This is a genomic window from Sphingorhabdus sp. SMR4y (genome assembly GCF_002218195.1).
GTDB lineage: Bacteria > Pseudomonadota > Alphaproteobacteria > Sphingomonadales > Sphingomonadaceae > Parasphingorhabdus.
Genome location: NZ_CP022336.1, coordinates 2,814,286 through 2,826,140, shown reverse-complemented (window position 1 = coordinate 2,826,140; position 11,855 = coordinate 2,814,286). Strand labels below are relative to the sequence as shown.

Annotated in this window: 13 protein-coding genes; all 13 read left to right on the top strand. The window is 57.8% G+C overall.

Going from position 1 to position 11,855, the window contains the following annotated elements; genetic code table 11:
- The first annotated feature begins 84 nt into the window (after positions 1-84).
- The 13 genes from SPHFLASMR4Y_RS13545 (at position 85) to SPHFLASMR4Y_RS13485 (ending at position 11,752) form a co-directional block, all read left to right on the top strand.
- Positions 85-1,341: a bifunctional phosphopantothenoylcysteine decarboxylase/phosphopantothenate synthase gene (locus SPHFLASMR4Y_RS13545; RefSeq protein ID WP_089134902.1), complete on the top strand. Its 1,257-nt coding sequence runs from the start codon at positions 85-87 to the stop codon at positions 1,339-1,341.
- Positions 1,341-1,787, top strand: a complete 447-nt coding sequence (dut, locus tag SPHFLASMR4Y_RS13540) for a dUTP diphosphatase (RefSeq protein WP_089134014.1) — start codon at positions 1,341-1,343, stop codon at positions 1,785-1,787. Before SPHFLASMR4Y_RS13545 ends, dut begins: the two co-directional genes overlap by 1 nt.
- A 3-nt stretch (positions 1,788-1,790) precedes the next feature.
- Positions 1,791-2,189: a hypothetical protein gene (locus SPHFLASMR4Y_RS13535; protein WP_089134013.1), complete on the top strand. Its 399-nt coding sequence runs from the start codon at positions 1,791-1,793 to the stop codon at positions 2,187-2,189.
- A gap of 4 nt (positions 2,190-2,193) precedes the next feature.
- On the top strand, positions 2,194-2,973 hold the full coding sequence (locus tag SPHFLASMR4Y_RS13530; protein ID WP_089134012.1) for a HesA/MoeB/ThiF family protein: 780 nt from the start codon (positions 2,194-2,196) through the stop codon (positions 2,971-2,973).
- Positions 2,974-3,224: 251 nt separating this feature from the next.
- Positions 3,225-4,211, top strand: a complete 987-nt coding sequence (locus tag SPHFLASMR4Y_RS13525) for a GlxA family transcriptional regulator (protein ID WP_089134901.1) — start codon at positions 3,225-3,227, stop codon at positions 4,209-4,211.
- Positions 4,212-4,365: 154 nt separating this feature from the next.
- Positions 4,366-5,013: an outer membrane protein gene (locus SPHFLASMR4Y_RS13520; RefSeq protein WP_089134011.1), complete on the top strand. Its 648-nt coding sequence runs from the start codon at positions 4,366-4,368 to the stop codon at positions 5,011-5,013.
- 62 nt (positions 5,014-5,075) lie between these two features.
- A complete protein-coding gene (locus tag SPHFLASMR4Y_RS13515) occupies positions 5,076-5,390 on the top strand; it encodes a hypothetical protein (RefSeq protein WP_089134010.1) in 315 nt (104 codons plus the stop codon).
- 23 nt (positions 5,391-5,413) lie between these two features.
- Positions 5,414-6,304, top strand: a complete 891-nt coding sequence (locus SPHFLASMR4Y_RS13510) for an SDR family oxidoreductase (RefSeq protein WP_089134009.1) — start codon at positions 5,414-5,416, stop codon at positions 6,302-6,304.
- Positions 6,305-6,443: 139 nt separating this feature from the next.
- On the top strand, positions 6,444-8,531 hold the full coding sequence (locus tag SPHFLASMR4Y_RS13505) for a tetratricopeptide repeat protein (RefSeq protein WP_145955542.1): 2,088 nt from the start codon (positions 6,444-6,446) through the stop codon (positions 8,529-8,531).
- A 203-nt stretch (positions 8,532-8,734) separates the two neighbouring features.
- Positions 8,735-9,187, top strand: a complete 453-nt coding sequence (locus tag SPHFLASMR4Y_RS13500; RefSeq protein ID WP_089134007.1) for a hypothetical protein — start codon at positions 8,735-8,737, stop codon at positions 9,185-9,187.
- Between the two features lie 137 nt (positions 9,188-9,324).
- Positions 9,325-9,693 (top strand): SnoaL-like domain-containing protein, encoded by a 369-nt coding sequence (locus SPHFLASMR4Y_RS13495; protein WP_089134006.1) that lies wholly within the window; start codon positions 9,325-9,327, stop codon positions 9,691-9,693.
- Positions 9,686-11,023 (top strand): MFS transporter, encoded by a 1,338-nt coding sequence (locus SPHFLASMR4Y_RS13490; RefSeq protein WP_089134005.1) that lies wholly within the window; start codon positions 9,686-9,688, stop codon positions 11,021-11,023. The genes SPHFLASMR4Y_RS13495 and SPHFLASMR4Y_RS13490 overlap by 8 nt, the downstream gene beginning before the upstream one ends.
- 141 nt (positions 11,024-11,164) lie before the next feature.
- Positions 11,165-11,752 (top strand): VOC family protein, encoded by a 588-nt coding sequence (locus SPHFLASMR4Y_RS13485; protein WP_089134004.1) that lies wholly within the window; start codon positions 11,165-11,167, stop codon positions 11,750-11,752.
- The last annotated feature ends 103 nt before the right edge of the window (positions 11,753-11,855 follow it).

The window sequence follows — 11,855 nt, the reverse complement described above, 5'->3', positions numbered from 1 at the left end:
TTTCTTTGGCGATCAGATATCAAAAGCCGCCACGATAATCAAATGGGTTGCATGGCGATCAACCAAAATGCAGAAGACAGCGCTATGACCAACCCCAAACATATCCTGTTGATTATCGGCGGCGGTATCGCCGCCTACAAGGCGGCAGAACTCATCCGCCTGATCAGGAAGGCCGGCATGACCGTACGCTGCGTACTGACCGAGTCGGGGGCGCAGTTTGTCACCCCGATGACGCTGGCGGCGCTATCGGGAAATGAAGTGCACACCACGCTCTGGTCACTGAAAGATGAAGCGGAGATGGGCCATATCCAGCTTAGCCGCGAGGCCGATCTGGTAGTCGTTTGCCCGGCTACGGCCAATCTGCTGGCAAAAATGGCGGGCGGAATTGCCGATGATCTGGCCACGACATTGTTGCTGGCAACCGATACACGGGTCATGGCGGTCCCCGCGATGAATGTGCGGATGTGGCAACATGCCGCGACCCAGAGAAATATTGAACAGCTCCGCTCCGACGGGATCGTCGTAATGCATCCGGATGAAGGCGATATGGCCTGCGGAGAATATGGCCCCGGACGATTGCCGGAACCCGCCGCGATCATGACGGAAATCAGCGCTGTGCTGGGATCACCCTCTTTAGCGACACCCGGTCTTGGTCAGAATCCGCTAGACGGCCAGCCTGCCTTTGCCCCCGACAGCCATCGGCCATTGCGCGGCAAACATGTGCTGATCACAGCCGGCCCGACCCATGAGCCGATCGATCCGGTCCGCTATATCGCAAACCGATCTTCCGGACGACAGGGCTTCGCCATTGCCGCGGCCGCGGCCGAAGCGGGCGCACAAGTGACCTTGGTTGCCGGTCCCGTCCACCTGAAAACACCGGCGGGCGTGTCGAGGATCGATGTCGAAACAGCACTCGAAATGGAAAAAGCTGTTCACAGCGCTCTCCCCGCTGACGTCGCGATCATGGTAGCGGCCGTCGCCGACTGGCGCGCCGACAGTCAGTCCGGTCAGAAGATCAAGAAAAAGGGTGCGGGCCCCGCGCCACTGAAGCTTACTGAAAATCCCGACATATTGGCCGGTCTGGCGCAGCATGCGCAACGTCCGCATCTGCTCATCGGCTTTGCGGCCGAAACCGAGAATGTCGTCGAACATGCCGAGACCAAGCTCAGGAAAAAGGCCTGCGACTGGATCGTTGCCAATGATGTTTCGGGCGATGTGATGGGCGGCGCTGAGAATAAGGTCCACATCATCACCAAAACCAGCAGTGAAATCTGGGAACGGCTCCCGAAACCGGATGTCGCCCGGCGGATAGTCGCCAAAATCAGTGAGGAATTTGCCTGATGTTCGAACCCGTTGCAATTGCGGTTAAACGACTGGATCACGCCGGTGACCTTCCCTTGCCTTCCTATGAGACAAGCGGCTCGGCCGGCATGGATATTCGAGCTGCGGAAGATCTCACGATCGCTCCGTCCGGTCGCGGGCTGGTCGGATCAGGCTTCGCCTTCGCCATCCCGCATGGATATGAAATCCAGGTTCGGCCCCGTTCCGGGCTGGCCCTGAAAAAAGGCGTCAGCATTCCCAATACGCCCGGCACCATCGACAGCGACTATCGTGGTGAACTGAAAGTCATTCTGATCAATCACGGCGAAGAAGGCTTTGTCGTCCGGCGCGGCGACCGGATTGCCCAGATTGTCGTTGCACCGGTGCAGCGCGCTATTCTCAAAGAGGTTGACCGACTCGACGAGACTGCGCGAGGAGAAGGAGGCTTTGGATCAACGGGAGTGTAGGAAATGACAGTTTCAACTCTGATACTTGCAGCAGCGCTGCAGACCGGCTCGATCGCCAGTTCAGAAATCCCGCCAGTGCCCGACGATCTGCGTGCCGTTCCGGTTGCGGAGTTCCGACGCAAGCCATCGTATAGTTACAGGGAATCACTGGATGCGAAAAAACTGACGGATGGTTGCACGCCAACTGAAAAATTGTTTGACGGAGAAAATTATTTTGTCGAAGTGCTGTTGCTCGTGGATGGCCAGAGAAGCCTGCGCCAGGTGACGCCTATCTCCATCCAGTGTCCGGCCCTGGAAGAATATGTCGCCCGCTATTTCGCGAGAGCCGGCAAGAATAACATGCAGTCGACACCCGACAAGAAACCCGCTTGGCGACGTAGCGTCCTGAAATTCTACTGGTAGGCTATTGAACCTTTCTGACGAACAGCTCGACCGTTATGCTCGCCATATCGTACTCAGGGATATTGGCGGAGCGGGTCAGAAGAAAATTCTCGACGCGCATATTCTGATCGTCGGAGCGGGCGGTATCGGCTGTCCGGCGATTCAATATCTGGCGGCCGCGGGAATTGGCACGCTGACCATTTTCGACGATGATGTTGTTTCGCTCTCCAATCTGCAGCGGCAGGTTTTGTTTACCGAAAATGATGTCGGAAAAGCAAAAGTCGAAGTTGCCAAAGCTGCTGCACAGCGGATCAATCCTGAAGTCAGCATAATACAGGTAAATCAAAGACTTACCGCGCAGCATTTGGAAGAGGACAGCGCAGCATTTTTTGCGCCCTTCGACGCGATCATCGACGGATCGGACAATTACCAGACCCGCCTGCTGGTATCCGACCTCTCGGTCCGACACCATATTCCGCTGATTTCCGCGGCGATCGGGCAGTTCCAGGGACAGCTCGGCACGTTCCGCGGCTGGGAGGAAGACAAGCCCTGCTACCGCTGTTTCGTCGGCGACGCGCTCGACCCCGATGACTGCGACAATTGCAGCGAAGTTGGCGTTCTCGGCGCAATGGTCGGCCTGATGGGCAGCTTCGCGGCGATGGAAGCGATCCGCGTGATCACCGGCTTCGGCCAGGACCCCACCGGAAAACTCCAGCTTTTCGACGGTCTTGCCCCCGCAATGCGCAGCATCAACCTGCCCAAGGACCCGCATTGCAAAAGCTGTGGCACGCCGTCGCAAACTTAACGCACCATTTTACCGGCGCATACCAGACGCCGGAGGGCCTTACAAAAAGTGGGAATTGGTTTCGCGGCATATACAACAAGACAGCTTAAGCCCAGCTTGACCGCCATGCCGTCGACGGTCGAGACCAGAACTATATTGGCGGAAAAAGTGGGGTCATTGTCCTAACGGCAAAATGCATTCTACGCTATTGTCTGACCATGATGAGAAAAGACAATAGAAATCAGCCCGCAAGCGAAGCCCGGAATGTGGTCATGGTCACATATCCGAACGCGCATATATTGGACGTCGCGGGACCGCTCGAGGTGCTCACCGGCGCTGCGCTTTTTCTGCCGGAAGGCCCATCGTCCTACACAATCCACCTTGTCGCCCATAGCAAAGGCAATGTCTCAACAACCAGCGGTCTCAACCTGCAGGCCAGCCAGTCATTTGCCACCGCGAAACGGGACATCACAGACATTGACACGCTGATCATTTCGGGCGGCCACGGAACCGCCGAAGCGATGCAGGACACGGCCTTGATGGATTATGTCGCGGAGGCAGCCAGACAGGCCAAGCGGGTGGTATCGATTTGCACTGGCGCTATGATTCTGGCGGAACTTGGCCTGCTCGACGGGCGCCGCGCAACGACACATTGGTGGTGGTGCCCGATACTCGCCCAGCGTTATCCAGAAGTCATGATCGAACCGGATGCAATCTTCATCCGCGACGGGAACATCTGGACGTCAGCAGGTGTCACGGCCGGCATGGACCTGGCTCTGGCGTTGCTGGAAGATGACTGGGGCCATGAGGTCGCCCTGAAGGTCGCACGCTATAACGTGATGTACATGATGCGTCCCGGTGGCCAGACCCAGTTTAGCGCCAATCTGATCGCCCAGAAAGCCGAAGACGCCAAAATTGCAGAGACGCTTGAACATATCCTGACAAATAGTGCCGAACATTTGACCGTCACATCACTGGCCTCGCGTGCTGCCATGTCCGAGCGCAGTTTTACTCGCAAGTTCAAGGATGAAACCGGCATGACACCGGCCCATTATGTCGAAGCGGCGAGGTTGCAGAAAGCGCGGGTCGAACTGGAGCAGACGGATGTTCCCGTTGAACAGATTGCCCGCCAGACCGGTTTTGGCAGCGCGGAGCGAATGCGCCGGGTTTTCCAGCGCCATCTTGGAGTATCCGCGACCGATTATCGCGATCGTTTTCGTATAACCTCAGCCAGGACAGAGGAGGAGCACGCGCCATGAACCATGTTTCGTGAAACCTCTGAAGACCGTGACTAGCCTCTAGCGAACGGCCTCTCCCCCAATTTTCCAACCCATTCATTGCGCCAGGCTCGTCTGGCGCAGCGGATCAACTCATCCTCAACACAGACCCAATATAAATCAAAAGGAATGGAATATGAAAACCGACAAAACACAACCAAGGCTAGCCCCATCCAGCGCCATAGCGATCTTCATGATCGTCGGCGTGGCCTTTGCCTCACCCGCCCATTCGCAGCCCAGTCAGAAATATTTCGACGGTATCGCGATCGGTGCGCAGGCTGGCTGGGAAGAACGCTCGATCAATGAAACCGTATTGCCTAACACGCTCGATGTACCTCTGGCCGATAAAGGCAATGGCATCGCCTATGGCGGCATCGTTGGATATGATCACCAGTTCGACAATATTGTTGTAGGCGTCGAAGCGGGCTTCAACCCCGATGGCAAAACACTCACGGCACCCGTACTGGCCGGCGGATCGATCCAGCTCGATTCAAAATGGTCCGGCGATATTTCGGTTCGACTTGGCATAGCGATCACCCCCAGACTGCTCGCTTATGGCCGCGTCGGCTATAGCATCAACAAATACCGTATTCGTGCTTTTGTCCCCGGGGACGCTTCGCCCGTCGCGAGCGAAAGCGAGACCGCCGAGGGGATTATCCTCGGCGGCGGCCTGGAATATGCATTGGATGAGAATGTCTCGTTGCGGGCCGAATACCGGCGCAAGGAATTCAATGGATCCCTCGCATCCGACCAGATTCTCAGCGGCGTTAGCTTCCGCTTCTGATCCCCCATGTCCGGACGGGATGTCCCCTGTTCCGTCCGGACTACCCTCTATTTTGAAAGTCTATGATCGTGAAAAAAATCGCTATTTCATCGTTTTGTATAATTGCTCTCGCCAGTGGCTGCACCACCGTCGAACAGCGGGCTGCGAAATTCAGCAACCTGTCATGTGACCAGCTGGAGACGGCATTGAATTATGAACGCCGGGCAGAACGCTCAGCCCGCCGCACCGGAACGATCGCCGGCGTGGCCAGCATTTTCGAAAGTGGCCGCGACGAAGATATGTTGGGTCTCGACTCCGATTTCAGCTTCATCGAAGCCGATGACCACCGCATGTCGAAGCACGCCATTCAGCGCGAGCAACAGCGACGCTGCCACTAATATCCTAAATTCAGAAGGCATCCATGACCGACTCGAAAATCACCGTCCTGATTGCTGGAGCAACCGGTTATCTTGGCCGACATCTGGTTACGGCATATCACAAGGCAGGTCATCGGGTGCATGTCCTTGCGCGACATCCGGAGAAGCTGATTAGTCTCGACGATCAGATCGACCGGGTCATCTTCGGGGAGGCGACACAGGCAGACACTCTGGCCGATGCCTTTGATGACATTGATCTGGTCGTTTCCGCGCTGGGCATCACAAGTCAACGCGATGGCCTCCGCTATGATGACGTCGATTATCAGGCCAATATGAATCTTCTGGATGCTGCCGTGGGGGCGGGCGTGGCGCATTTTGCCTATGTACACGTGCTGCACGCCGAAGCCATGCTGCACGTCCCCATGGCGGCAGCCAAGGCGCGATTTGCCAAAGCCCTAGCGGATGCGCCGATCGGATCGACAGTCATCTGCCCCAGTGGCTTCTATTCCGATCTTGCCGAACTGCTCGAAATGGCCAGGAAGGGCCGGATATTTCTCTTTGGCAATGGCGAAGCGCGGATGAGTCCCATTGACGGGGCCGATCTGGCTGCCGCCTGTGTCGGTGCGACCCGGGACAGGATATCCCGAATTCATATTGGCGGCCCCCAGTCGCTGTCCCAAAACGAAATCGCGCACAAGGCGTTCGAAGCGCTGGGCATGAGACCGCGCATCACCCATATCCCGCTTGGATTGACCCAGTTTTTGCTGAACTGCGGCAAGAAACTGGGATGGGGCCAACAGCTTGGTCCGATCGAATTTTTCCTCGCCGCGTCACAAATCGACATGACAGCACCTGCCCATGGCAGCATCACGCTCGCCGAAGATTTCGCCCGGCGGGCCGATGGGAAAAAACATAGCGCCTCTTTCGCAAGATGAAATGGCCTGCGCCACCTCGGGCTGGCACTGGCAAGGCGACGGCGGTGGCAATTGATTAATTGCACATGAACCATATCGCGTTATGCTGCCCCGCTAGTGGGGGCATCAGATTTTGGATTTTGCGAACAGGCAGGAGAAATTGTCGCAACCCGTTGCAGCGGCGCGCTTTTCGCTGTTTGGCGGTTTTCAGTTGCTGGCGCCCGACGGCAGCGAAATCATCATTTCCAACCGGCGCGCTCGCGCCGTCGCGGCGATGCTCTGTCTTGCACCGGACGAGCCGATCGACCGTGACCATCTGAGCAAGCTTTTGTGGCCCGGCCGATTTGAGGCACAGGCGCGGGCAAGTCTGCGGCAATGCCTGCTCGATTTGCGGAAATTGCTGGCAGCAGCCGATTGCGAATTGCTGGAAGTGTCGCGGAGCCGGGTGAGTCTGAATGGCGGCTCGGTCCGATCCGACCTGGCTGATCTGGAAAATGCGCTCGCCGCCGGGGATTGGGCGCAGGCGACAGCATTGCTGCTGGCGATTGGCGGCAAGCAAATTCTTGATCAGCTGCATTTTGGAGAGGATTTCGAAACCTGGCTTGCCGAACGCAGGCAATCCATAGAGCAGCGGCTGCAAACCAGCGTCAGCGACGCCCTGGCCAAATTGAAAGCGTCCGGGAATCTTGCAGACCATGAAAAGCTTCTAGATGCGTGGATGGTGCGGCACCCGGCCGCATCACGCGTCATCATGGCGGGTCGGCAGAGCGGCAGGACGCGGTTGGCGATATTGCCGTTCGCTTCCCTGGACAGCAAAGATGATCACGGATATTTTGCCGACGGCATTGTCGACGAACTGATTACGACGCTGGGACAGATACCGCAGCTGCTGGTTGCCGGGCGAACGTCGTCCTTTCAGTTCAAGGATACGCACCTGTCTTTGCCGGAGATTGCCGATGTCCTTCGTGTGTCCCACCTGGTCGAGGGTTCGGTTCAGCGGCAGGATGCTGATGTCCGCATCAACGTACGCCTGATCGACGGCCAGACCGGTTTCGAGAGCTGGGGCTACAGCTATGATGGCACGGAAGACGATATATTCGCGTCGCGCGAGCAGGTTGCCCGCACGGTCACCAGGGAATTGTGCACGGCGCTCGAGCTGGACATAGTGGACCATGACGTCCGCCGGATGACGGATAACAAGGCGGCCTATGGACTCTATCTGCAGGGCCGGGCCCTGACCCGCCGGGCGATCGGCGACGGTGTGCTCGAAACGGCCATCAAGCTGCTGGAACAGGCGCTGGAGCTAGAGCCGGAATTTGCCGAATGCTGGACCGCCCTGGCCGAAGCGCATGTCTACACATCCGTCTTCACCCCTTGTCTCGACAAATTGGGCGAAGCAGAACGCATGGCCGAATGCGCGAGAAACGCCATCGCACTCTCGCCGAAACAGGGGCATGCCTATGCCATGCTTGGCCTGTATCAATGGACCAGGAATGACGCTGTCGGTGCCCTGGATCTGGCGTTCAAGGCCTATGAACTGGAGCCTGAAAATCCCGCTGTGGTCATGCGCCTGGGATCCTTTCTGCTCTATTGCGGACGAACGGCAGAGGCATTGCCCTACGTCGAAGCGGCCATTGATCAGGATCCCGTCGATGGCCGGAATTATGCCATGTTATGCGCGGCCCATCTCAACCTCGGCAATATCGAAGCAGCGATAGAGGCGGGGCAGCGGATGGCAGATATGGGCCAGCCTTCGCTGCACCTGGCGGCGGCGACGGCGACATCGGGCGACCGCGATCTTGCCATGGAGCAATATCAGAAATCGCGGTCGCTCATGAACAGCGTGATTTTTGCGCCGGCGGGCATGACGCCCATGGCCCCCGAAGCGATGGACGCCTATTGGCTGCTCGCGGCCAGAGGCATCCATAGCGGCGATGAAGAGGCGCGACAGCAATATTGCCAGGTGCTGGAAATGCTGCACGCGACGTTACCAGACCCCTGTGATCCGACCATCGTCTGGCCCGCGGTATGGATGGGCTATGCGCCGATGGTGTTCAAAACCCTCGGCCAGCAGATCACGCCGCCCAATATGGTTGGCCTGATGTCGCTATGGGCCGACGTCGAACCGATAAGACAGACGCGCATGCACCCGGAGTTCATGGACTTTGCCCGGCGCATCGGATTGGTCGCGGCATGGGAAAAATATGGCTGGCCGGACCTGCTACCCGACCCCTCAGCACCGAATTGACGTATTATTGACGGTAGCGCCGTTGACGCGATGTTACCTTTGGGCGCACTGTCGTCCCATCGAATTTGCAGACATAGATAGCGTGTCAGGCGGCCCGGAAGCCCCGGTTTCCGCCAATGGGAGAGCTGTGTTTGCCGAATGGGGGGCTGTGAAATTCGATATCGCCTTGGCCTCGCTGACCGAAAGAGAACAGGAGAATGCAAATGAAACTGATGAAAAAAATGATGGTGGCCACTGCCATCACGGTGGCCGCGCCGCTAGCCTTGTCCGCACCGGCTATGGCCGACGAATTCCCGCTGGTAGCCGGTGATTACACGACCATGACCGGTATCTATCTGGAGGATGCGGGATGGACGGCTTATGCCAGCTATCTTGCCGGCGAATGGAAGAAAAACCAGGAATTCGCCAAGTCGAAGGGCTGGATCACCGATTATAAAATCTATTATAATGTCGATCCCCGCGACGGTGAGCCGTCGATGTATCTGACGCGGACCTTCCCTTCCTGGCCCAGCGGCGCCGAAATGGAAAAGCGCAGCAAGGAATGGGAAGAATTTGACAAGAGAACCAACGCGCAGCTCGATGCCGAATCCGGCAACCGGGCGAAATTCCGCAGAGTCACAGGGTCGATGACGCTGCAGGAAGCGACCGTCCGCTAGCTTCGCAGCCTGGTCCGGGCGGACGGTGCAACCCTTAGCAGCGCCCAGCCCGGACTATACCCCAGTCCGGCGGATGATTTTGCGACCCGCCATCCGCCGGATTCTTCTGCGTGGCCCGAATACAGGAAGGGGATGATATGAGTGATCTTGGTGATCTCGCACATGATTTTTCATCATTGCTACTGAACGGGCAGGCGGTTGCTGCGGCAGAAAAATACTGGGCCGTCGATATCGTCAGCATGGAGCCGGAGAATAGCAGGGAACATGGCCCGGCCATCGTAACGGGATATAAGGCCGCGCATTACAAGCTGACAAGCTGGCTGGATCACAGCGCGATGGAAGAACTCAGCATCGATGGCCCTTTTATCACCGGCGACCATTTTGCCCTGTTTATCGACATGCTGATCAAGCGCCGGGCCACCGGCGAGCGGCAACCTTTTAGCGAGATCGCCATCTACACCGTCCGTGACCAAAAGATCATCGAAGAGCGATATTTTTATGAGTGAAACAAAATCGGCCCTTCGCAGGGGCTACCCGGCTGTTCCGGCCATGTCCGAGAGTATATATTTGCGGTGTATCGCAATCATATTGCTCTATTTCATGCAGGGTATCGTTGTCGGGTTAAGCACGATCGCCATACCCGCCTGGCTCGCGGCCCGCGGCGCCTCGCCGATAGAAATTGGCGGCTTTGTGGGAACAGCCCTGCTTCCCTGGTCGCTGAAACTTTTCAACGGCCTGCTGATGGACCGGTTTACCTATCGGCCGATGGGCAGACGTCGGTCATGGATATTGGTTGCCCAGATGTTGATGATGGCAACCCTGTTCGGCCTGGCCATTGCCGCCCCGTCGGCCAGCCAGATTATTGTGCTCACGGCCTTTTGTTTCACGCTCAATCTGTGCGCCACCTTCAATGATGTGGCGGTCGACGGCATGACGGTGGACCTCGTGCCCGAAGAAGAACGAACCACCGTTAACGGATTTATGTTTGCTTCCCAGACCCTGGGCATTTCTGCTGCCGGCTTTATCGCCGGGCAGCTGTTGGTCGATGACCAGATTTCGATCACGGCGTTTCTGTTTGGCGCTTTTGTCGGGATTGCCTCCCTATTCATTTCCCTGTTCCGGGAACGGCCCGGAGAACGGCTTTTCCCCTGGACCGGCGGCCAGCCTTCACCAGAATGTACCGAACGCCAGCACGCAGCCTGGCTTCCGATCCTCGGGGGCATTTTTCGGTCCTTGCTATCGCTGCCGACTCTCCTGTTCCTAGCCGGGACCGGATTGTCCTCGGCGACTTTTGCCTTCATGGATTCCGTCGCGCCAACGCTCTCGGTCCAGCAACTGGGCTGGGGGAGTGACGACTATAGCAGTTTTGCGAGTATTGTCGGACTGATCGCAGCGATCGCCGGTGCCACGATGACCACATTTCTTGTACGCTGGGCGGGCCTTCGCAATTCCATGACAATGCTTTTTCTTGTCCTGGCTCTTGCGGCGACCATAGCGGGTGCCACCTATGAAATGTGGCAAGGCAGCACAGTCTTCATGGCAATATATGCGATCCAGTATGTTGCCGCACTTCTTCTGACCATCGTTCTCATCGTCTGGGCGATGCGACTTTGCGATCCGACCATTGCCGCGAGTCTGTTTGCGCTGTTCATGGCCGCTCCCAATCTCGCCAGGTCGCTCCTTTCGGGCGGCTCGGGGTGGGTCGTCGAAGGCAGCGGCTATGCGGCGGCCTATTATGCGGTAGCCGCCCTGTCTCTTGCCGGACTGGCCCTGTGCCTGTTCGCCGGAGTTGGCGCCGGCAGTCTGGCGAATGAAGACAAACAGCAGGCCGGCTAGTGGACGATATCAAACCCCATATTCTGGCGCACCTCGGCCTGGCGCTTGCCTCATCCCGCCGACGATACCGCGGACAGAGCAATTTCGGGACGCGGAAGACCGCGCCTTTTCCCGAACCCTCATGACCACAGGAGCAGCTTCATGATCAAACCACCATCCGCCCTTGCCCACGTGGTCTACAGGACCCGCCGTTTTGAAGACATGTTGCAATGGTATGCCACGGTTTTTGGCGCGAGAATCCAGTATCAGAACCCGGCGCTGGCCTTCCTCGCCTTCGATGAAGAACATCATCGCTTCGCTTTCGCCGATCTCGGCGTGATCCGTCCGGACGATCCGGACGACAAGGATGACAGCGGTATGATTGGCGTCGATCATGTCGCGTGGGAATATGACTCGCTGCAGGATTTGCTGGCAAATTACGAAACACTGAAGGCGGTCGGGATCCGGCCCTACTGGTGCGTCAATCACGGCATGAGCGCGTCGCTCTATTATGCCGACCCCGATGGCAACCAGATGGAATTTTCCGTCGACGTGTTTCCGACCAAGGCGGAAGGCACGGCCTATTTCCACGGCGAAGCCATCGGCCAGAACCCCGTCGGCGCGGAATATGACCCCGACGACTGGCTGGCACGGCTCCGCAGCGGAGTGCCGCCAGAGGAGCTCATGAAGATGGATCCGGCGGCCGCGGTTTCGCCGATACGGGGCAGAATGACCGCGCCCCTCGCATGACAATAGCTGCGCGGCGCATCCTGCTGCTCGCCAGCAAAGCCGCGCGTGCAGCACCCGCGCCCGCCTGCCCCGCACGTTGCGCTTCGCCGAGAATTGGTTAAGC